General features: G+C 67.7%; 20 protein-coding genes. 15 read left to right on the forward strand and 5 right to left on the reverse strand.

The annotated features are described in order from the left end of the window. Positions 1-60: 60 nt before the first annotated feature. Positions 61-2,463: a S9 family peptidase gene (locus A9K58_RS12595; RefSeq protein WP_065199661.1), complete on the forward strand. Its 2,403-nt coding sequence runs from the start codon at positions 61-63 to the stop codon at positions 2,461-2,463. A gap of 92 nt (positions 2,464-2,555) precedes the next feature. Beyond that, positions 2,556-2,915 (forward strand): DUF1428 domain-containing protein, encoded by a 360-nt coding sequence (locus A9K58_RS12600; protein WP_065199662.1) that lies wholly within the window; start codon positions 2,556-2,558, stop codon positions 2,913-2,915. Positions 2,916-2,930: 15 nt separating this feature from the next. Here the strand turns inward: A9K58_RS12600 and A9K58_RS12605 are convergent, their stop codons facing one another. Next, entirely contained in the window at positions 2,931-3,623 is a 693-nt protein-coding gene (locus A9K58_RS12605) for a hypothetical protein (protein ID WP_065199663.1), read from the reverse strand. Positions 3,624-3,728: 105 nt separating this feature from the next. Next, the gene (locus A9K58_RS12610; protein ID WP_065199664.1) at positions 3,729-4,550 is read right to left on the reverse strand and encodes a histone; all 822 of its coding nucleotides are present in this window, start codon (positions 4,548-4,550) and stop codon (positions 3,729-3,731) included. 493 nt (positions 4,551-5,043) lie between these two features. Here A9K58_RS12610 and A9K58_RS12615 point away from each other — a divergent pair, with 493 nt between their 5' ends. The 9 genes from A9K58_RS12615 to A9K58_RS12655 all read left to right on the forward strand — a co-directional run bounded on the left by A9K58_RS12615 (position 5,044) and on the right by A9K58_RS12655 (position 12,950). Beyond that, entirely contained in the window at positions 5,044-6,477 is a 1,434-nt protein-coding gene (locus A9K58_RS12615) for a Do family serine endopeptidase (RefSeq protein WP_065199665.1), read from the forward strand. A 101-nt stretch (positions 6,478-6,578) separates the two neighbouring features. Then, a complete protein-coding gene (locus A9K58_RS12620; protein WP_065199666.1) occupies positions 6,579-6,944 on the forward strand; it encodes a hypothetical protein in 366 nt (121 codons plus the stop codon). Positions 6,945-6,952: 8 nt separating this feature from the next. After that, positions 6,953-7,423: a phage holin family protein gene (locus A9K58_RS12625; RefSeq protein WP_065199667.1), complete on the forward strand. Its 471-nt coding sequence runs from the start codon at positions 6,953-6,955 to the stop codon at positions 7,421-7,423. Next, a complete protein-coding gene (locus tag A9K58_RS12630; RefSeq protein ID WP_065199668.1) occupies positions 7,420-7,875 on the forward strand; it encodes a protein sip-5 in 456 nt (151 codons plus the stop codon). The genes A9K58_RS12625 and A9K58_RS12630 overlap by 4 nt, the downstream gene beginning before the upstream one ends. Before the next feature lie 67 nt (positions 7,876-7,942). Next, on the forward strand, positions 7,943-9,052 hold the full coding sequence (locus A9K58_RS12635; RefSeq protein ID WP_065199669.1) for an AI-2E family transporter: 1,110 nt from the start codon (positions 7,943-7,945) through the stop codon (positions 9,050-9,052). A 31-nt stretch (positions 9,053-9,083) separates the two neighbouring features. Next, positions 9,084-9,803 carry an HAD family hydrolase gene (locus tag A9K58_RS12640; protein WP_065199670.1) on the forward strand — a complete coding sequence of 240 codons (720 nt, stop codon included), beginning with the start codon at positions 9,084-9,086 and terminating at the stop codon, positions 9,801-9,803. 3 nt (positions 9,804-9,806) lie between these two features. Then, positions 9,807-11,174 carry a leucyl aminopeptidase family protein gene (locus A9K58_RS12645; RefSeq protein ID WP_065199671.1) on the forward strand — a complete coding sequence of 456 codons (1,368 nt, stop codon included), beginning with the start codon at positions 9,807-9,809 and terminating at the stop codon, positions 11,172-11,174. Positions 11,175-11,310: 136 nt separating this feature from the next. After that, a complete protein-coding gene (locus A9K58_RS12650) occupies positions 11,311-12,417 on the forward strand; it encodes a catalase family peroxidase (RefSeq protein ID WP_065199672.1) in 1,107 nt (368 codons plus the stop codon). Then, entirely contained in the window at positions 12,414-12,950 is a 537-nt protein-coding gene (locus A9K58_RS12655) for a cytochrome b (protein WP_065199673.1), read from the forward strand. Before A9K58_RS12650 ends, A9K58_RS12655 begins: the two co-directional genes overlap by 4 nt. A gap of 574 nt (positions 12,951-13,524) precedes the next feature. Here the strand turns inward: A9K58_RS12655 and A9K58_RS12660 are convergent. The 3 genes from A9K58_RS12660 to A9K58_RS19520 are packed head-to-tail and all read right to left on the reverse strand — an operon-like array spanning position 13,525 to position 15,499. After that, positions 13,525-14,127 (reverse strand): response regulator transcription factor, encoded by a 603-nt coding sequence (locus tag A9K58_RS12660; RefSeq protein ID WP_025878350.1) that lies wholly within the window; start codon positions 14,125-14,127, stop codon positions 13,525-13,527. Beyond that, a complete protein-coding gene (locus A9K58_RS12665; protein WP_065199674.1) occupies positions 14,124-15,347 on the reverse strand; it encodes a sensor histidine kinase in 1,224 nt (407 codons plus the stop codon). Before A9K58_RS12665 ends, A9K58_RS12660 begins: the two co-directional genes overlap by 4 nt. Continuing rightward, on the reverse strand, positions 15,344-15,499 hold the full coding sequence (locus A9K58_RS19520; RefSeq protein WP_155760486.1) for a hypothetical protein: 156 nt from the start codon (positions 15,497-15,499) through the stop codon (positions 15,344-15,346). Before A9K58_RS19520 ends, A9K58_RS12665 begins: the two co-directional genes overlap by 4 nt. A gap of 205 nt (positions 15,500-15,704) precedes the next feature. On the opposite strand from A9K58_RS19520, the gene A9K58_RS12670 reads away from it, so the two are divergent. The 4 genes from A9K58_RS12670 to A9K58_RS12685 all read left to right on the forward strand — a co-directional run bounded on the left by A9K58_RS12670 (position 15,705) and on the right by A9K58_RS12685 (position 20,244). Continuing rightward, positions 15,705-16,952 (forward strand): efflux RND transporter periplasmic adaptor subunit, encoded by a 1,248-nt coding sequence (locus A9K58_RS12670; RefSeq protein ID WP_065199675.1) that lies wholly within the window; start codon positions 15,705-15,707, stop codon positions 16,950-16,952. Positions 16,953-17,054: 102 nt separating this feature from the next. Further along, positions 17,055-17,744: an ABC transporter ATP-binding protein gene (locus A9K58_RS12675; protein WP_065199676.1), complete on the forward strand. Its 690-nt coding sequence runs from the start codon at positions 17,055-17,057 to the stop codon at positions 17,742-17,744. A 13-nt stretch (positions 17,745-17,757) separates the two neighbouring features. After that, entirely contained in the window at positions 17,758-18,915 is a 1,158-nt protein-coding gene (locus tag A9K58_RS12680; RefSeq protein WP_065199677.1) for an ABC transporter permease, read from the forward strand. Positions 18,916-18,927: 12 nt separating this feature from the next. Further along, a complete protein-coding gene (locus tag A9K58_RS12685; protein ID WP_065199678.1) occupies positions 18,928-20,244 on the forward strand; it encodes an ABC transporter permease in 1,317 nt (438 codons plus the stop codon). The last annotated feature ends 37 nt before the right edge of the window (positions 20,245-20,281 follow it).

Consider the following 20,281-nt stretch of genomic DNA (forward strand, 5'->3'; position numbering starts at 1 on the left):
CGCGCGGCGCGTGCATCTGTGATGCGTTGATGTGATCCACGATTGCCACAGGAGGTTGCCTTGCACGTGCCCGATCCGTTGTTGACGTCCGTCCGCGCCGCCGTTCTGGCCGGCGCTGCCCTGTTCTCGACCAACGCCGCACATGCACTGCAGGCCGCTGACTACCAGCGCGCCGAACGCGTGCACGACAGTCATCTGCGCGGGGCGCTGCGCAATGCATCGGTGCTGCCGAACTGGCTGCCCGATGGGCGATTCTGGTATGAGCGCGACGACGCGCAGGGTCGACGCCAAGCGGTACTGGTCGACCCGCTGCAGGCCACCCGCAAGGTCCTGTTCGAGCCCGCCGCGCTGGACAGCGCAGTTGCACCCTTCGGTGCGAGCGGGCCACACCTGCGCCTGGCCAGCGTGCAGGCAACCGACGATGGCCTGCGCCTGCGCTTCAGCGGTGCGGTGCCGATCGATTGCCGATGGCCGCGCTGGCAATGCGTGCGTTCGCAGGATGCAGCGCCACCGCCTGATGCATTGCCTTCGCCCACTGGCAATGCCTGGCTGCGGGTACGCGACAACAATCTGTGGCTGCAGTCCCCCGCCACGGCAACGCGTGCGCTGACCACTGGCGGTGAACCCAGCCATGGGTATGGCGTACTGCCGGACTTCACCCTTCGCGGTATTCCGCGCCGCCAAGGCCGGATGCCGGTGCGGCCATTTGCGGTCGGCTGGTCACCGGATGGCCGCTACGTGGCCGGCATCCGCTACGACGAGCGTGCGCTGCGGGATTACCCCTATCTGGAAAGCACGCCGGTCGGCAGCGCGCGCCCACGCGTGCACACCGTGAAGCTGGGGGTGATGGGCGATGCACAGCAGGTGCGCGACACCCTGTTTGTGGTGGATACCCGAAGCGGCAGGCAGCATGACATCGCACTGCCCGAGGGCTGGAACACCCTGAGCGAGGCGGGCATCCTGGGCTGGGACGGTGGCCGGTTGTACGCCGTGATCGCGCACTTCGGCGCACCACGGCGCCTGCGCCTGGTGGAGGTCGAGGCCGACAGCGGAGCGCTGCGCACCATACTGGAGGAAGCCAGCGATACCCGCCTGCAGCTCAACGTGTATTCCTACAACCGGCCAACGGTGGCGATCCTCCCCGGTCAGGACACGGCCGTGTGGTTCTCACAGCGCGATGGCTGGGGCCACCTGTACCGGGTACGCCTTTCCGATGGAAAGGTAGTGCGGCAGCTGACGCGCGGTCACTGGGCAGTGCGTGACCTGCTGGGCGTGGACAGCGCCGGCGGCTGGGCCTACTTCAGCGCGGGCGGCGTCGACGCTGGCGATCCCTACATGCGTGGCCTGTACCGGGTATCCCTGCAGGGCGGGCCTGTCCAGCGCCTGGCCGCCGATGGCAGCGACCACATGGCCGATGCTGGTACCGGCGCGCTGTTCGGCGGCCGTGCGCCACAGGCACTGTCACCGGACGGTGGCTACCTGGTGGATACGGTGTCCAGCCTCGAACAGCCGCCACGCACGGTGCTGCGTGCCAGCGACGATGGCCGTGAGGTCCTGGTGCTGGAACAAGCGGACACCCGCGCGGTGCTTGCTGCCGGGTGGCGCTCACCGCGGCGCGAACGGCTGCTGGCCGCTGACGGGCGCACGCCGATCTTCGCCACCCTCTACCTGCCCCGCGACTATCGCGATGACGGCAGCTTCCCAGTGATCGACGCAATGTACGGTGGTTCCTTCATCAGCAATGCGCCGGTGACGTACGCCGAGGCGGTGTCCGCCTTGAACCCGGTATCGCGTGCCAGCCTCGCCGAACTCGGCTTCGCGGTGGTCAGCATCGATGCACGCGGCACCGGTGGCCGCGACAAGGCGTTCCATGACAGCAGCTTCCTGCACGGCGCCGATGTGCAACTCGATGACCATGTGGCCGCGCTGCGCCAGCTGGGCGAACGCTACCGGGGTATCGACCTGCAGCGGGTCGGCATCTATGGGCATTCGTTCGGTGGTTACAGCGCGGCGCGTGCACTGCTGCGCTACCCGGCGTTCTACAAGGTGGCCGTGGCCTCGGCAGGCAGCCACAACTTCCAGGGCATGTACGGCGGCGCCCTGCACGGCATGGACCGGCTGTTCGGTGGCGTGCTGCCAGCTACGGCCATAGCCGATGGCGTGCCGGCACCCTTTGCCGGGCTCGACAATGCGGCACTGGCCAGCAACCTGCGCGGGCATCTGCTGCTGGTGTATGGCGAGCTGGACGAGAACGCGCCACCGGCATTGACCCTGCAGCTGGCCGCCGCCCTGAACAGCGCCCAGCGCAGCTACGACCTGCTGTACCTGGCCCGGCAGGACCACGAGTTGTTCCGCAACGACGCCACCTACACGCATCGCATGTGGGACTACTTCGTGCGCCACCTGGCCGGCCTGCGGCCACCGGAGACGGTGCTGGCGCCGCTCCCCGGCGCTCCGGGCTGAACGGGCGCCGCGCTGGTGTCGATCCGCGGCGCCCTGGTTCGTCGTGTACCTGAAGGCCGTGCATGTGGCACGGCCCATTCCGGAGGCAGGCAATGAGCTACATCGATGGTTTCGTACTGGCAGTCCCCACCGCCAACAAAGAGAAATTCCTCGCCCACGCCCGCGAGGCCAATCCGATCTTCGTCGAGTTCGGTGCACTGCGCGTGGTGGAGTGCTGGGGTGATGACGTCCCGCACGGCAAGACCACCGACTTCTTCGGCGCAGTGAAAGCCACGCCGGATGAGACGGTGATGTTTTCCTGGATCGAATGGCCGGACAAGCCAACCCGCGATGCCGGGATGAAGAGGATGATGGAGGATCCGCGGCTGGACCCGCAGAAGAACCCGATGCCATTCGACGGCGCGCGGATGATCTACGGCGGCTTCGTGCCGATCTACGAGCTGACCCGCTGAACCGGGCGGACGTGCTCAGCGCGCGTCCGTTTCATCGCTGGCGGAGGCATGGCCGGCGCCCAGTGCGGCGCCGGCGCCGAGGCCCATGCCGCCCATGCCGCCCATGCCGGCCCCCATTCCGCCACCTGCACCCGCACGGCCGCCCTTGGCATCGCCGTCGTTGCGGCCCTTGCCGCCGCCACTGGCAGCGCCCGGCCGGGTCGGTCCCTGCGGCGGTATCTGCAGGTCGGCCGGAATCGGCGCCAGATCCAGCGCTTCGCGCACGAAGTCGCGCAGCGAGATCACCAGTTCGTGGATGTGCACCGGTCGCCCCTGTGCCATCTCATTGGCGGCACGCGCAGCCAGCCGGACCTGTTCGTCGGTGCCCAGCAGCAGGATGTCCGACAGCGCCGCTTCGACGGCATCGCGGATGCGGCGCGCGCGATCCGAGCGGGGCTCGGCGATGCCTTCGGCCTCTTCTCGCTGGCGCAGGTCACGGCGATGGCTGGGATCCACACCCAATTCGCCAGTGAACGAACCGCCCAGGGTCTTGTAGGCGGCCATCAACGTGCGCAGCCGTTCGTTGATCTGCCGGTTCTCGCGTTCGCGGCGCTGCTGCAGGGTCTGCATCACCAGCAGGCGGATGCCCACGCCCAGCAGGGTGATCAGGACCAGGCCGGCCAACGTGGACAGCACGCCCTGCCAGGAACTGAAGTCGATACCGCGCATGGGGGGGCTCCGGCGGGAAGTACCTGCATCTTGCCCCAGACCGCGCCCCAGAAACGCGAAAGGCCCGACCACCCGGGGGTGGCAGGGCCTTCGGTCACGGCGCGATTACTTGCGCTTGGCGACCTTGCGCACGGCCTTGGCCGGTGCCTTCTTGGCGGCAGCCTTCTTGGCCGGCGCCTTCTTGGTGGCAACCTTCTTCAGCGGTGCCGCCTTCTTGGCGACGACCTTCCTGGTCGCAGCGACCTTCTTGCCGACAACCTTCCTGGCAGCCGCGGTCTTCTTGGTGGCGACCTTCCTGGTGGCGGCAACCTTCTTGCCGACAACCTTCTTCGCAGCCACAGCCTTCTTGCCGGCGACCTTCTTGGCGGTGACGGTCTTCTTGGCCACAGCCTTCTTGGCGGTGGCGACCTTCTTGCCGACAGTCTTCTTGGCGGCCGCGGTCTTCTTGGCAACCGTCTTCTTCGCAACTGCAGCCTTCTTGGCGGCGGCCTTCTTCACGGTGGCGACCTTCTTGCCGGCAGCCTTGGTGGCAGCCTTGGTGGTCTTCTTGGCAGCGGCGGCCTTCTTGGTCACAGCCTTGCCTGCAGCCGCCTTCTTCCTGGCCACTTCCTTCTTCAGGGCAGCGGCTTCGGCCTTGGCGTTCTTCTTGGCGGCTTCCAGCTTCTTCTTGGCCGTGGCAACAGTCTTGCCGACCGACTTGGCAGCCTTCCCGGCCTTCTTGGCAACGGTCTTCTCGACCTTGGCCACTGCCTTCCTGGCCTTGGCAACGCGAGTACCGGCAGCCTTGGCGGCGCGCTTGACGGTCTTCCTGACCGACTTCACTGCGTCTTCGGCAGCGTGGGCGATGGTGTCGCCGACGTTGGTAGCGGTTTCTTTCACGTTCTCGACGGCGTCGGTCACGACCGACACACCATTACCGTTGCTCATGTTGCCCTCCTGCGGGCCTTAAGTGTCAAAACGGGGCGATGCTATACCGACATTGACGATCGTGGAACGGGGCAGCCGCACACAATCGCATCCGTTGCGACAGGATGGGTGTAGTGCGGCTCCCGTGCCATGGGAGCGGGCGCGCTGGAAATCCCTGCATTTTCAGTGCCGCGCCGCTGCCCACGTGCGAGGAATATCGGCCCTTGCATGTATCCGCCCGGGGGGGGCTCATTGCTTTGTGCCAGAGGGTGACGCTCCCTCGGTTGCGCGGAACTGCGCAAGCATCGGCCACTGCCGACGCGGTTTCCGGCGCCCGCTGGCGCGAACGGAACCAGAGGGGTGGATGTCGCTGGCGGCCCGCCAGCAAGGATCGCATCCCCTACGCCGGCCACCCGCTTTTCATGGCGCATTTATCCGAATCGCGACACACTCATTCAGCTTGTTTTACCGTAAGGCCGAACCGCCCCCATCCACGCCAGCGAATCCAACTCCCATGCGACCGCTTCCCACCCTGCTCACGCTTGCGATTGCCGCCGCTTTCGGCGGTTTCGTTGCCACCGGCATCAACACCCATCTGGACAATCGCGCCGACGCAGCACCGCTGCCGGCGGCACTGCCGACGGTCGCTGCGTTGCCCGCCTCGGTGGCCGGGCAGCCAGTGCCGTCGCTGGCCCCGATGCTGGAGAAAGCGATGCCGGCGGTGGTCAGCGTCAACACCAAGCAGGTGGTGCGCGTGCGCAACCCTTTCTTCAATGACCCGTTCTTCCGTCGCCTGTTCCCGGACATCCCGCAGGAGCGCATCAATGAATCGCTCGGTTCAGGCGTGATCATCGACGCCAGGGAAGGACTGGTGCTGACCAACCACCATGTCATCGAGAACGCCGATGACGTGCAAGTGACACTGGCCGACGGGCGCACGGTCAAGGCCGAGTTCCTCGGCTCGGACCGCGATACCGACATCGCACTGATCCGCATCCCGGCACAGAACCTGACCGACATCAAGCTCGGCAACAGTGACCAGTTGCGGGTGGGAGACTTCGTGGTGGCCATCGGCAACCCCTTCGGTTTCAGCCAGACGGTCACCTCGGGCATTGTTTCGGCGGTAGGCCGCAGCGGCATCCGCGGCCTGGGCTACCAGAACTTCATCCAGACCGACGCGTCGATCAACCCCGGCAACTCCGGCGGCGCACTGGTCGATCTGCAGGGCCAGCTGGTGGGCATCAATACGGCCAGCTTCAACCCGCAGGGCAGCATGGCCGGCAACATCGGCCTGGGCCTGGCGATTCCGTCCAACCTGGCTCGCAGCGTGGTCGACCAGCTGGTCAAGCATGGCGTGGTGGTACGCGGCACGCTGGGCGTGGAAAGCCAGAACCTGAGCGCGCAGATCGCGCAGGGCCTGGGCCTGGGCGAAACCCGCGGCGCGCTGATCACGCGGGTGCTGGCCGGTTCGGCGGCCGCAGCTGCAGGCCTGAAACCCGGTGACGTGGTGGTTGCGGCCAATGGCCAGCGCGTGGACAGCGCAGAAGCCCTGCACAACGTGGAAGGCCTGGCCGCGGTCGGCAGTGCAATGGCGCTGGACGTGCGCCGGGAAGGCAAGCCACTGCAGATCAAGGCTACGTTGAAGGAGCAGGCGCGCGCTGTCAGCGGTGACAGCCTGGACCCGCGCCTGGGTGGCGCCACGTTCGTGGACCTGCCCGAGTCGCTGCGCCAGTCCGGTGTCGGCGGCGTGCTGGTCAGCGAGGTCAGGCGCGGCAGCCGTGCGGCCAGCAACGGCCTGCAGCAAGGCGACATCATCACCGACGCCACGGTGGGAGAATTCGCCGATCTGGCCAGCTGGCGGGCGAACTTCCAGCAGCGCCCGCCGACCCTGGTGCTGCGCATCCTCCGCAACAATGGCCAGCAGCAGGGCCAACTGGTGATGCGCTGATCGCTTGGCCGTAACACCCCCTATACCCCGGCAGTGCTATTGCTGTCGGTCCAGGTCGGCACCGCCGACGCCCGTTCCCCCATCGCAACAGGAGTGATTCGATGAGCCCCACCAATACCGAGAGCCTGAAGGAACACCTGGGTGAAGCCGGTTCCCACCTGAAGCAGGCCGCCACTGCCGCCGGCGGTGCGATCAAGGGCGCCACCGGCGCAGCCACCGACGAGCTGCGCATCGGCAAGGCCAACGTCAAGGCCGAGCTGTCCGACAGTGCGCTGTCCGGCCTGGCTGCCGCCGAATTCGGCGGTGCTGCTGCCAAGGAACAGGTCGATGCATTGATGGACAAGGGCAAGGACCTGATCGACAGCGCCGCTGAGCTGATCCGCGAGCGTCCGCTGGCCTCGTTCGGCGTCGCCTTTGCGGCGGGCTGGATCATCGCCAAGCTGGCCCGCGGCAGCAGCGACAAGTAAGCCGCGGCGTGAGCGAAGACAACGCGCAAACCCCTGATCCGGCGGCCACCCCGCCGCTGGATGAGAGCATCCGCCAGGTCGGCGCGGCCGGTCGGGCCGCCGCCGACTCGGCCAAGCACACGCTGCGGTCGCTGCGCCGCCTGGCTTCGGCCGACTTCGCGCTGGCCCGTAGTGCGTTCGGCCGCGCGCTGGCCTGGGCCGGGGTAGCGATCGTGTTCGGTGCGTCGGCCTGGCTGCTGATGGCCGCAACCCTGATCGCCCTGCTGCAGAGCTGGGGCCTGAGCTGGCTGCAGGCACTGCTGATCACCTCGCTGCTGAGCCTGGCCGTCACCGGCTATGCGATCTGGCGGGTGTCCTACTTCTTCCACCACACCGGCATGCACGCTACCCGGCGCCAGCTGTCACGCCTGGGCCTGTTCGACGAGCCCAGCGAGGATGATCCCGATGCCGGCGTGCAACTGCCGGAGGGCAAGCCATGAAGTTCGGCGCGCTGCAGCGGCGGGTGAAACGCTGCGAACAGGTGGTGACCGTACGCCTGGGCGAGACCCAGGACCACTGGTCCACGCTCAGCCAGGTCTGGCGCCAGGGCTGGTCTCCGCTGCGCATCGTGGTGGTCGGCCTGGCCGGTGGCTTCATTGCCGGCAGGCTGGAAGTGCCGGGCCGGGTGAACGGGGCGCGCTGGCTGCAGATGATCGGCTCGGTGTCCAACCTGTTCGCCAGTGGCCAGGCCGCGTTTGCCGCAGCGATGGCTGCGCACGCGGCCGATACCGCCGACGATGCGGTCGAGGACGCCGGCACTGCCAGTGAACAGGCACAGCCCGCCACGCCCGCTGCCGAAGCCCAGCCCGCGGGCACGCCACCGCCCGCCCCTGTTCCGGACCCACGCGGGCCCAGCCCCGCCGAAGCGGCCACCGAACTGTCCGAACGTTGATCCAGGAAACCCGCCGTGCCGATCATGGCCGGCGGATAATGCGCTCTCCTTCCCGGTTGGTGCGCCAATGAGCCAGTCCTTCCCGTCCCCGTCACCACCCGGCAGTGGAGAGCCCGAGGCACCCGTGCCACCGCCTCCGCGTCCGCGTGGGCCGATGTCGCTGGTGGTGCTGGCGACCCTGGCGGTGGGCTACACCCTGTGGGCCGCGCAGGACATCATCCTGCCGGTGCTGCTGGCGATGTTCTTCGCGCTGGTCGGCAATCCGATCCTGCGGCTGCTGCAGAAGCTGTGGATTCCACGCGCACTGGGCGCACTGCTGATCCTCGGTGCCGGGTTGGGCGTGACCGGTTCGCTGGCGGTGCAGCTGGTCGGGCCGGCCATGGAATGGGCGCAGGAGGCACCGCAGCAGCTGCGCAAGGTGGCCCGCCAGGTGCAGGACCTGACCCGGCCGGTGCAGCAGGCCAACCAGGCGGCAGAGAACTTCGCCCGCGTGGCCGGCGGCGACAGCAACCGCAAAGTGCAGGTGATCCGCACCCAGCTGGACGATCCCTATCGCATGCTCACCCGCGCGCCGCGCCTGGCCGCCTCGGTGCTGGCGGTGGTGCTGCTGACCCTGTTCTTCATGATCTACGGGCAGAGCCTGCAACGCGCGGCGATCGCTTTGTTCCCGAACCGCCAGCAGCAGCGCTTCACCAGCGACATCCTGCGCTCGATCGAGCGCGAGGTCTCGCGCTACGTGCTGACCATCAGCGTGATCAACACCCTGGTCGGCCTCGTGTTTGCCGGCGTACTGATGCTGCTCGGCATCGGCCTGCAGGAGGCGCTGCTGTGGGGCACGGTGGCGGCGCTGCTGAATTTTGCTCCGTACGTGGGTCCGTTGATCGGCGTGGCGCTGATGCTGCTGATGGGCTTCGTCGAATTCCGCGACCCGCTGCAGGCACTGCTGCCGGCCGCCGCCTACCTGGCCCTGCATACCCTGGAGGGGCAGCTGGTGACCCCGATCGTGCTGGGCCGGCGCATGAAGCTGTCGCCGCTGGTACTGATCCTGGCGTTGATGGTATTCGGCTGGGCGTGGGGCATGATCGGCCTGCTGCTGGCGGTGCCGCTGCTGGTGTGCATCAAGCTGGTGCTGGCGCGGCTGGACGGCATGCAGGGCTGGGCGCGCCTGCTGGAATGAAAGCCCGCGCGGGCGGGAGTAGAATGGCGGGGTGAATTTCCCCGTCCAAGCCATCACCCTCGACCTTGACGACACGCTGTGGCCGTTCACTCCGATCGGCGCCCGCATCGACCAGGTCCTGCACGAGTGGATGCGCGAACACAGCCCCGCCACCGCCGCGATGTATCCGGTGGCGGCGATGCGCGAACTGCGCGAGCGCTCGTTCCGCGACAATCCGCATCTCCACCACGACCTGAGCGCACTGCGCCGGCTGACCCTGCACGAAGCGCTGCAGAACAGCGGTGCCAGCCTTGAGCTGCTGGAACCGGCCTATGAAGTGTTCTACGCCGCGCGCAACCAGGTCGAGTGCTATCCCGATGCGCTGGACGCACTGGCGCGCATTGCCGCGCGGGTGCCGGTGGCGGCGCTGAGCAACGGCAACGCCGACCTGGAACGGATTGGCCTGGCCCACCATTTCGCCTTCCAGCTGGGCGCGCGCGAACACGGCGCGGCCAAGCCCGAGGCCAGCATCTTCCACGCCGCCTGCACCCGCCTGGGTGTGGCGCCGGCACAGGTACTGCACGTCGGCGACCACGCCGAGATGGACGTGGCCGGGGCGATCGCCGCCGGCCTGCGCGGGTGCTGGATCAACCGTGACGCAGCCACCTGGACCCATCCGCAACTGCAACCGGACCTGCAGTTCGACACCCTCACCGGCCTGGCTGACTGGTTGGACGCCAACCTTGATGCCGCCGCACCCCGGAGTATCTGACGCATGAGCGAGATCACTGGTTTCACCGCCGACAGCGCTGCGGCGCTGCCGCTGTACGTGCTGGACCGCGAGCAGTTCGCAGCCTGGAAAGGCAACCAGCCGGCTGCCGCACAGGCGTGGCTGGCCTCGCAGGGCTTCACCGCCGGTGCGCACAGCGTGGCCCTGCTGCCAGGTGCCGATGGCCTCGCCGGTGCGGTGATCGGCGTCGGCGATCGCGCCGATGCCTACAGCTATGCGCATGCCCCGCATGCATTGCCGGAAGGCAGCGTGTGGCAGCTGGCCAACGAACTGCCGGCCGCCGAACAGGCGCTGCTGCAGTTGGGCTGGGGCCTGGGCAGCTACCGCTTCGACCGCTACCGCAAGCGCAACCGAGCGCCGGCGCAGCTGGTGGCCGCACCGTCCGGCGAGGTGGCCGACCTGATCACCGCCAGCCTGCGCGTGCGCGACTGGGTCAACACCCCGACCGAGGACATGGGCCCGCAGCAGCTGGAGGACGCCGCACGCGCGCTGGCCGATGCACACGGCGCCCAGGTCGAAGCGATCACCGGCGATGAACTGCTGAAGCAGAACTTCCCGGCCATCCACGCGGTCGGACGTGCGTCGCACCGTGCGCCGCGCCTGGTCGTGCTGCGCTGGGGCAAGGAAACCGATCCGGCGCTGGTGCTGGTCGGCAAGGGCGTCTGCTTCGATACCGGCGGCCTGGACATCAAGCCGGCCGACGGCATGCGCAACATGAAGAAGGACATGGGCGGTGCGGCACACGCACTGGCCCTGGCCGGCCTGGTGATGGCACGCGGGCTGCCGGTGCGCCTGACCCTGCTGGTCCCGGCCGTGGAGAACGCGATCGGTCCGGATGCCTTCCGCCCGGGTGAAGTCATCGCCACCCGCAAGGGCCTGAGCGTGGAGATCGACAACACCGACGCCGAGGGCCGCGTGATCCTGTGCGACGCGCTGACCTTCGCCGGTGAACAGAAGCCGGACCTGGTGCTGGACTTCGCCACTCTCACCGGTGCTGCGCGCATTGCGCTCGGCCCGGACCTGCCGGCACTGTTCAGCAATGACGACACCGTCGCGCAGCAGTGGCTGCAGGCTGGCGATGCCACCCGTGACCCGGTCTGGCGCATGCCGTTGTGGCGCCCCTACCTGCGCTACCTGAGCAGCGGTATCGCCGACCTGGCCAATGCCGGTTCGCGCATGGCCGGCTCGGTGACCGCCGCGCTGTACCTGGAGCGCTTCCTGGAGGAGGGCCAGCGCTGGGCCCACCTGGATGTATATGCCTGGAACGATGGCGAGCGCCCGGGCCGGCCGGCCGGCGGTGAAGCGCTGGCGCTGCGTTCGGCGTGGGCCATGCTGAAGCAGCGCTACAGCTGATCGGGTGGGTGCCGACCGTTGGTCGGCACGCCGTCCCCGGAAAATCTGACGAAAAATTGAATTTCGGCTCCGGCCGGGTTCTGCGAGGATGTGGGGGTCGACCACCCACACGCTCCGTGAAGGCAGGACTCCGACCATGTCGCTCTTCCGCTACACCCGCGCGGGCCAGGCACCGGGCACACCGCGCAGGCATTCGCCACTGCCCTGGATCGCGCTGATCGCGCTGATCCTGGGCATCGTCGCCCTTGCGTTCGCCTGGCTGGCCGGCTGGATCGGCAGCCGCCTGACCGCACAACGCTTCACCGACACCCTCGAAGCCACCGGTCCTGCCCACCCCGGGTTCCGCCGTGCGCACGGCAAGGGCGTCTGCGTGAGCGGCTGGTTCGAGCCCAGCGCGCAGGCCGCCACCCTGTCCAGTGTACGGATGTTTTCGCAGCCGCGTGTGCCGGTGCTGGGCCGTCTGTCGATTGGCGGCGGCGACCCTTATGGTGCCGATAACACCGCACGCGTGCGCAGCCTGGCCGTGCAGATGGTCAGCGATGACGGGCAGGAGTGGCGCATGGCGATGAACAGCTTCCCGTTCTTCGCCGTGCCCACCGCCGAAGCCTTCTTCGAACAGACCCGCGCATCCATCCCCGACCCGGCCACCGGCAAGCCCGATCCGCAGAAGATGGCTGCGGTGCTGGCGAAATACCCCAGCGCACAAGCCTTCCAGCAATGGGCCAAGGCGGCACCGTGGACCAGCAGCTGGGCCGACACCACCTTCAACAGCGTCAACAGCTTCTGGTTCACCAACGCGCAGGGCCAGAAGCGCGCGGTGCGCTGGCGCTGGCAGCCGCAGGCGCCCGTGGTGGAAATGGATGCGGAAACGCGCGGGAAGGCCAGCGCCGATTTCCTCAGCCAGGAATTGCAGCAACGCCTGGCCAGCGGACCGGTGCGCTGGGATCTGGTCGTTACCACGGCCGGACCGGGCGATGCCATCGATGATCCGTCGGTGCCGTGGCCTGCCTCGCGCGAGCAGGTGGTGGCCGGCGTGCTCAGCCTGGACCGCATGCAATCGCAGGAGGACGGCGCCTGCGGCCAGCTCAACTTCGATCCGTTGATCCTCCCCAGCGGCGTGCGTGGCAGCGACGACCCCATCCTGGCCGCACGCTCGGCCGTATATTCGCAGTCCTTCAACCGCCGCGAACGCGAACGCGCCGCAGGCAACGTCGAACCACCGAAGAAGGAGACCGCACGATGAGTTCCGGCAACGGTCACTTCAACCTGCTGGCGCGGATGCTGCACTGGTCCATGGCAGTGATGATCGTCGCCATGCTGTTCGTCGGCGTGACCATGGTCGCCTCGCTGCATCTGCGGCCGATGCTGATCGACCTGCACCGCCCGCTGGGCGTGGCGATCCTGCTGCTGGTACTCCTGCGCCTGTACAACCGCCTGCGCCACCGCCCGCCGCCGCTGCCGGCCGATCTGCCGGCGTGGCAGGCAATGGCAGCCAAGGCCTCGCACTGGATGCTGTACGCGCTGATGCTGGCGATGCCATTGATCGGCTGGGCGATGCTGTCGGCCGGCGGCTACCCGATCGTGTTGTGGGGTGGCCTGCACCTGCCGTCGATCATGCCGCATACCCCGGCGCTGTATGCCGCGTTGCGCAACGCGCACAGCCTGCTGGCTTACGTGTTGTTCGCTACGGTGCTGATGCACGTGGGGGCGGCGCTGTTCCACCTGTGGGTGCGGCGCGACGGGGTGTTCCAGGCGATGGCGCGCGGGAAGGATTGATCGGGTTCGCCGGGCGTTCCCGGCGGATCGTTTCCGCGACCGCGGGCGGGTGTCACTTTCTTTGCTCGTGCAAAGAAAGTAACCAAAGAAACACGCCGCCGGGGCGCGAGCCGGCGCTGCGCGCCGGTTCCCTGCGCTTCTCGGTGAATCAGGGGACGGCGCCGAACTCGCTACGCTCAGACATCGGCGCCTCTACGCCCCTGATTCCCCTGCGATGCTCGGCTCGCCCAAGGCGGGCCCAAGAGCAAAAACCGCGGCTGCACCCAGTAAACCCACGCCGTGCGTGGATGCTCTTGTTGTTGATTTTGACCTTCCAGTCCGCCTTGAGCGAGCCGAGCACCGCAGGTCCGGCGAGGGCGAAGAGGCACGGGTGTCTGAGCGCAGCGAGTTCCCGTGCCGTCCCTCGACGGGCCGAGGAGCGCAGGGCACCGGCGTGCGCAGCACGTCGGCTCGCGACCGGCGGAGCGTTTCTTTGGTTACTTTCTTTGCGCGCAAAGAAAGTGACACCTCTCCACAGGCGCGGAAATGATCCGCCGGGCAGCGCCCGGCGCTACCAGTGCGTCGGCGCACGCCGCTACAGCCACCCCTTCTGCCGCGCCAGCCGGTACGCCTCGATCCGGTTCGCCACACCCAGCTTGCCGATGCACTCGGACAGGTAATTGCGCACCGTCCCGTGCGACAGCCCCAGCTGTTCGGCGATCTCGCTGGCCGTGCGGCCCTCGCCTGCCAGGCGCAGCACGCGGCGCTCGCGGTCGGTCAGCGGATCGGCCTGCGACCACGCATCCAGCGCCAGCTGCGGGTCGATCGCACGGATGCCCTGCTTCACCTTGCGCAATGCCTCGGCCAGGTTCTCAGCCGGTGCATCCTTCAGCAGATAGCCCAGCACGCCCGCTTCCAGCGCGCGGCGCAGGAAGCCGGCACGGGCGAAGGTCGTCACGATCACCACCTTGATCGGCAGCTCGTGACGCGCGATGCGCTGCGCAAGCTCCAGCCCGGACAGGCCCGGCATCTCGATGTCGGTCACCAGGATGTCCGGCTGCAGCTGCTGCAGCATGCGCCAGGCGGCCTCGCCGTCGGCAGCGCTGCCCAACACCTCGATATCCGGCTCCAGGCCAAGCAGCGCCGACAGTGCGCCACGCACCATTGCCTGGTCCTCGGCCAGCAGGATACGGATCATGCGGTGCCCTCCGGCGCCAATGACGGAGGCGTGCCTGGCGGCAACGGTGCGGTCGCGGCGGCCAATGGCACGCGCACGGTCAGCACCGTGCCCTCGCCTCGCGCCGACTGCACCACCAGCTGGCCACCCAGTGCGTCCACGCGCTCGCGCATGCCGGACACGCCATTGCCCTCGGCCTGAAGGCCACCACGGCCATCATCGCGGACCTGCATCACCAGCATGCGCCCCTCCCGTACGAATTCCACATGCGCCCGGGTGGCCTGCGCATGGCGGGCAATATTGGTGGCCGCCTCGCGCAGTACCAGGGCCAGGCCGCGTTCAACGTCCACCGGCATCGCCGGAGGCGCTGCGTAATGCAGGTGCACCTGCTGGCATTCCAGCAGCAACCGAGCCGAGGCCAGTTCACCGGCAAGATCACTGGCACGGATGCCGGTCACCGCGCTACGCACCTGCATCAGTGCGTCGCGGGCAATCTCTTCGGCTTCACCGATCTCCTGCCGCGCGCGTGCATCTCCACGATCGTGCAGCTTGCGCGCCAGTTCCAGCTTCAATGTAATCAGCGACAGAGTATGACCCAGCAGATCATGAAGGTCGCGGCCGATGCGCTCGCGCTCTGCGGTGGCGGCCAGGCGCCGCACCTCCTCCTGCGACAGCTGCAGGGCGGCGTCCTTCTGCTGGTTGAGCGCCTCCACGTTCACCACCAGTCCCACGATGTAGGAGACGGCGGGAATCCAGACCAGGCTCTGCCATGGATAGTGAAACAGCATCGCCAGCGCGCAGAACAGGAGGTTGAGGGCCGTCAGCTGCAGCAGGTACCGCCACCAACCGCCTCGGCCGCTCACCCGCATCAATACGCAGCCGAACACGAAGTAGGTCAGCCCGGCCGGATACCAGGGCAGCAGTGCCAGGGCCAGCGCGACCAGGCCGAGCGCATGGCGGGGCGCCTGGTGGCGCGGCACCATCAGCGCCCTGGCGTAAAGCAGGAGGAAGACGGGATAGGAGCCCAGCGTCAGCAGCAGCCAGCGCCGGGTGAACCCGCTGCCAAGCAGCGGCGTCAGGAAGATCCACACCGACCACAGCAGATGGATCGCCTCGCTCCAGGGTGACTTGCCGCGGCGCAGGGTGTCGGCCACCGCCGAATCCGGCGCAGGGCGCAGCAGGGAGGCAAGCCAGCTCGACGGCACGGGCGGATCCAGGCGAGGAAGACCGTTGCCGATCATGCCAGTTCGGCCGATGCCGCGCAGGTGGCCTGGCCGGCATCGGCCGGACACGTGCCCCGGCGCAACGATGCGCGGATCGCGGTACTCTTGCCGGCGCCGTGGCGGCCCGCCTGCAATGGCCGCAGGCGCAGACGCAAGGTAATCGGATCCATGGGCGGTACCGGTAGCGGGGAGGTTGCCATCCTGTGCCGCCAGGGTCACATTCGGCAGGTGCCGCCGTCAGTGTCTTCGGATGACAGCTGTCACTGCCGTTGATGCCGTGGCTGCCCTCATGCTGTACCGCACGCTCCACCACCGGAACCGCCGCCGCCCGCGCTTCCGGCCACACCCGACCCAAGAACGTCTGTGATGGAACGAATGAACGCTTCTGCCGAGCTGTTGAAGGAACTCCGCATCGATCGCAAGTCGCCACCACCGGCCACCGGAGGCAATGGCGGGAGCCGCCGCGGATTGTGGATCGCGGTGGCCGTGATCATCCTGCTGCTGGCTGCAGCGGCCTTCGTGCTGTTCGGCCGTACCCCCGCAGTGGAGGTGGAAACCGCACCGGCGGTCGCCATCCAGCAGGGCAGCGCCAGCAGTTCGGTGCTTGATGCCAGTGGCTACGTGGTTGCACGGCGCATGGCTACGGTATCGGCCAAGATCACCGGCAAGGTACGCGAAGTGATGATCGAGGAAGGCATGCGGGTCGAGGCCGGCCAGGTGATGGCCACGCTCGACCCGATCGATGCCGACGCCCAGCGCAGCCTGTATGCCTCGCAGCTGCAGGCTGCACGCAGCCAGGTGGCCGGGCTGGAGGCACAGCAGAAGCAGGCCGCCGCCGAAGCCAGCCGCCTGCAGGCGCTGGTCGGCCAGCAACTGGTCTCGCGCTCGCAGTACGACCAGGCCGTGGCCCAGCGCGACAGCCTGCGCGCGCAACTGGACACCGCCCGGCGCAATGTCAGGGTGGCCAACGATCAGTTGGCCATCGCCGACCTGGGCGTGGACAACAACATCGTGCGTGCGCCGTTTTCTGGCGTAGTCACCGCCAAGGCGGCACAGCCCGGCGAGATCGTTTCGCCGCTGTCGGCCGGCGGCGGCTTCACCCGCACCGGCATCGGCACCATCGTCGACATGGACTCGCTGGAGATCGAAGTCGAGGTGGGCGAGGCCTTCATCGGCCGCGTGCAGCCGAAGATGCCGGTGGAAGCCACGCTCAATGCCTATCCGGAGTGGAAGATCCCGGGCGAGGTCATTGCCATCATCCCCACCGCCGACCGCGGCAAGGCCACGGTGAAGGTGCGCGTGGCACTGAAGGTGAAGGACCCGCGCATCGTGCCGGAAATGGGCGTGCGGGTCAGCTTCCTGGAACAGGCGCAGCCGCAGGCGGCCGCCACGCCGCAGGGCGTGCGCGTGCCCGGCGGCGCCGTGGTCCAGCGCGAGGGCGCATCGGTGGCCTTCGTGCTGGGTGACGAGAACCGCGTGCAGCAGCGCGCGGTCGAGGCCGGCCAGGCGATGGGCAAGGACCGCCAGATCCTCAAGGGCGTGAGCGCAGGTGAATCGGTGGTGGTGAACCCGCCGGACACCCTGCGCGATGGCGCCAAGGTGCAACTGAAACAAGCGCAGTAACGGCCTGGCGCCTGCGGGCGCCGCCGGCAGCACCGCTCGACGCACGCCTGCGGCCTCCGCCGGTGCGCTTCCCCGTTTCCCGCCTCCCGTGGAGAACCACCCATGTCGACCCTGGTTTCACTGCGCAACATCACCAAGACCTATCAGCGTGGCCCCGAGAAAGTACAGGTGTTGCACGGCATCGACCTGGACATCGCCAGCGGCGACTTCGTCGCACTGATGGGCCCGTCCGGCTCGGGCAAGACCACCCTGCTCAACCTGATCGGTGGCCTGGACAACCCCAGCAGCGGCGAGATCAGCATCGAAGGCGAGCGCATCGACCAGATGAGCGGCGGGCAGCTGTCGACCTGGCGCAGCCACCACGTCGGCTTCGTGTTCCAGTTCTATAACCTGATGCCGATGCTGACCGCGCAGAAGAACGTGGAGCTGCCGCTGCTGCTGACCCACCTCAATGCCGCGCAGCGCCGCCGCAATGCGGAGATCGCTCTGACCCTGGTCGGACTGGCCGACCGCCGCAGCCATCGCCCGAATGAACTCTCCGGCGGCCAGCAGCAGCGCGTGGCGATCGCCCGGGCGATCGTCTCCGATCCCACCTTCCTGATCTGCGACGAGCCCACCGGCGATCTCGACCGCCAGTCCGCCGAGGAGATCCTGGGCCTGCTGCAGCAGCTCAACCGCGAGCACGGCAAGACCATCATCATGGTCACCCATGACCCGAAGGCCGCCGAGTACGCCACGCACACGGTGCACCTGGACAAGGGCGAGCTGGCCGACGCGCCGCTGGCCCACTGACGGAGGCACGGCGATGAAATACTTCTCGTTGGTGTGGGCACAGCTGTTCCGCAGCCGCACCCGCACCTTGCTCACCCTGCTCTCGGTGGTGGCTGCGTTCCTGCTGTTCGGCATGCTCGACTCGGTGCGGGTGGCGTTCTCTTCCGGTGGCAGCGTGGAAGGCGCCAACCGCCTGATCGTAGCCTCGCGGCTGTCGATCACGCAGTCGCTGCCGATCCGCCTGGAAACCCAGGTCCGGCAGGTGGCCGGCGTGCGCGACGTCGCCTACGGCATGTGGTTCGGCGGCATCTACCAGGACCCGAAGAACTTCTTCCCGAATTTCTCGGTCTCGCCCAACTACTTCGATGTGTACCGCGAGCTGCAGATCGACCCGGCGCAGCTGGAGGACTGGAAGCAGACCCGCACCGGCGCCATTGTCGGCGAGACACTGGCCAAGCAGTTCGGCTGGAAGATCGGCGATACCATTCCGCTGCAGGCAACGATCTTTCCGCGTGGCGGCAGCAACGACTGGCCGCTGGTGCTGAAGGGCATCTACCGCTCCAAGGATCGTGCGCTGGCCGCCAATGAAGAACGCCAGTTGATGATGAACTGGAAGTACTTCGATGAATCCAACGACTACATCAAGAACCAGGTGAGCTGGTACACGGTGACGCTGGACAATCCGGACCAGTCTTCGCGGGTGGCACAGGCGATCGACGCGATCTCGGCCAACTCCGACCACGAGACCAAGACCCAGACCGAATCGGCATTCCAGCAGGCGTTCGTCAAGCAGTTCGCGGACATCGGCATGATCGTCACCTCGATCATGGGCGCGGTGTTCTTCACCCTGCTGCTGCTGACCGGCAACACCATGGCGCAGGCCGTGCGCGAACGCATTCCGGAACTGGCCACGCTGAAGACGCTGGGCTTCAAGGACAGCACCGTGCTGACCCTGGTGATGGTGGAGTCGGTGCTGCTGATCGGCCTGGGCGGCCTGATCGGCATGGGCCTGGCTGCGCTGATCCTGCCAGCGATCGGGCCGAAGAGCATGGGCATGCTGCCGCCACACGTACCGACGCCGACCTGGCTGATGGGCCTGGGCCTGATCGTAGTGATCGGCATCATCGTCGGCCTGCTGCCGGCGCTGCGTGCCAAGCGCCTGAAAATCGTCGATGCACTGGCCGGCCGCTGAGGAGGATTGCAGATGAACAAGCTCAAGAAGTGGCTGGGCAACGGTGTAACCGTGCTGCTGCTTGCGATCGGCCTGGTACTGTGGATCGGCCTGCCGTGGATCGGTGTTCTGGCCGTCGCCGCGCTGGTGGCGTTGTGGCTGCTGCTGACCCGCAGTGGACGGCTGGCGCTGGCCGCTACCCGTATCGGCGTGGCCAGCCTGCCGCAGCGCTGGGGCGCCTCCTCGGTGATCGTGGTCGGCATTGCTGGCGTGGTCGGCGTGCTGGTAGCAATGCTGGCAATGGGCGAAGGCTTCCAGGCCACGCTCAACAACACCGGGGACGACACCACCGCCATCGTGCTGCGCGGCGGATCGCAGGCGGAGACCAACTCGGTGATCACCCGCGAGCAGGTACCGATGCTGTCGACCCTGCCCGGCATCAGCCGCGATGCACAGGGCCGGCCGTTGCTGTCGCCGGAGCTGTCGCAGGTGGTCAATCTTGTCTCGAAGTCCGATGGCACCGACGTCAACGCGCAGTTCCGCGGTGTCGGTCCCCAGGCCTGGGCAGTGCATGACAAGGTCAGGATCGTCGAAGGTCGCAAGTTCGCCACCGGCCTGCGTGAGATCGTCGTCGGCCAGGGCGCCAAGGGCCAGTTCCGCGACATGGAGGTCGGCAGGACGCTGACCCTCGGCAACCAGACCTGGACCGTGGTTGGCGTGTTCGCCACCGGCGATGCACACGATTCGGAGCTGTGGACCGACGCCGATACGCTGGCCACCACCTACCAGCGCAGCGCCTGGCAGTCGATCAGCGTGCGCACCGAAGGCAAGCCCGGCTTCGAGCAGTTCAAGGCTGCCGTCGCCGCCGACCCGCGCCTGAAACTGGATGTGGAGACCACCCGGGTGTACTACAGCAAGCAGGGCGGCGGCCTGACCAAGCTGATCGACATCCTTGGCAAGGTGATCGGCACGATCATGGCGGTGGGCGCAGTGTTCGGCGCGCTCAACACCATGTATGCCGCCGTGGCGACGCGGGCCCGTGAAATCGCCACCATGCGCGCGATCGGCTTCCGTGGCCTGCCCGTGGTGACGGCGGTGATGCTGGAGACCATGCTGCTGGCCCTGCTCGGCGGCCTGCTCGGTTGCGCGGTGGCCTGGCTGCTGTTCAATGGCTACAGCGTGTCCACCATCGGCAGCAACTTCAGCGCGGTGGTGTTCAAGTTCCATGTGTCGCCGGAACTGCTGTGGACCGGCCTGAAATGGGCGCTGGGCATCGGCCTGGTCGGCGGCCTGTTCCCGGCGCTGCGCGCGGCGCGTTTGCCGATCACCACGGCGTTGCGCGAAACCTGAGCATCACGCACCGATTGAATGGACGTTCTGCAGGGGG

It is taken from the genome of Stenotrophomonas maltophilia (genome assembly GCF_001676385.1).
Classification (GTDB): Bacteria; Pseudomonadota; Gammaproteobacteria; order Xanthomonadales; family Xanthomonadaceae; genus Stenotrophomonas; species Stenotrophomonas maltophilia_J.

Excerpts from the sequence above, each read along its gene's own strand:
- A9K58_RS12600 (WP_065199662.1), top strand. The coding sequence starts at position 2,556 with ATGAGCTACATCGATGGTTTCGTACTGGCAGTCCCCACCGCCAACAAA.
- A9K58_RS12605 (WP_065199663.1), bottom strand. The coding sequence starts at position 3,623 with ATGCGCGGTATCGACTTCAGTTCCTGGCAGGGCGTGCTGTCCACGTTG.
- A9K58_RS12610 (WP_065199664.1), bottom strand. The coding sequence starts at position 4,550 with ATGAGCAACGGTAATGGTGTGTCGGTCGTGACCGACGCCGTCGAGAAC.
- A9K58_RS12615 (WP_065199665.1), top strand. The coding sequence starts at position 5,044 with ATGCGACCGCTTCCCACCCTGCTCACGCTTGCGATTGCCGCCGCTTTC.
- A9K58_RS12620 (WP_065199666.1), top strand. The coding sequence starts at position 6,579 with ATGAGCCCCACCAATACCGAGAGCCTGAAGGAACACCTGGGTGAAGCC.
- A9K58_RS12630 (WP_065199668.1), top strand. The coding sequence starts at position 7,420 with ATGAAGTTCGGCGCGCTGCAGCGGCGGGTGAAACGCTGCGAACAGGTG.
- A9K58_RS12635 (WP_065199669.1), top strand. The coding sequence starts at position 7,943 with ATGAGCCAGTCCTTCCCGTCCCCGTCACCACCCGGCAGTGGAGAGCCC.
- A9K58_RS12645 (WP_065199671.1), top strand. The coding sequence starts at position 9,807 with ATGAGCGAGATCACTGGTTTCACCGCCGACAGCGCTGCGGCGCTGCCG.
- A9K58_RS12650 (WP_065199672.1), top strand. The coding sequence starts at position 11,311 with ATGTCGCTCTTCCGCTACACCCGCGCGGGCCAGGCACCGGGCACACCG.
- A9K58_RS12655 (WP_065199673.1), top strand. The coding sequence starts at position 12,414 with ATGAGTTCCGGCAACGGTCACTTCAACCTGCTGGCGCGGATGCTGCAC.
- A9K58_RS12660 (WP_025878350.1), bottom strand. The coding sequence starts at position 14,127 with ATGATCCGTATCCTGCTGGCCGAGGACCAGGCAATGGTGCGTGGCGCA.
- A9K58_RS12665 (WP_065199674.1), bottom strand. The coding sequence starts at position 15,347 with ATGATCGGCAACGGTCTTCCTCGCCTGGATCCGCCCGTGCCGTCGAGC.
- A9K58_RS19520 (WP_155760486.1), bottom strand. The coding sequence starts at position 15,499 with ATGGATCCGATTACCTTGCGTCTGCGCCTGCGGCCATTGCAGGCGGGC.
- A9K58_RS12670 (WP_065199675.1), top strand. The coding sequence starts at position 15,705 with ATGAACGCTTCTGCCGAGCTGTTGAAGGAACTCCGCATCGATCGCAAG.
- A9K58_RS12675 (WP_065199676.1), top strand. The coding sequence starts at position 17,055 with ATGTCGACCCTGGTTTCACTGCGCAACATCACCAAGACCTATCAGCGT.
- A9K58_RS12680 (WP_065199677.1), top strand. The coding sequence starts at position 17,758 with ATGAAATACTTCTCGTTGGTGTGGGCACAGCTGTTCCGCAGCCGCACC.
- A9K58_RS12685 (WP_065199678.1), top strand. The coding sequence starts at position 18,928 with ATGAACAAGCTCAAGAAGTGGCTGGGCAACGGTGTAACCGTGCTGCTG.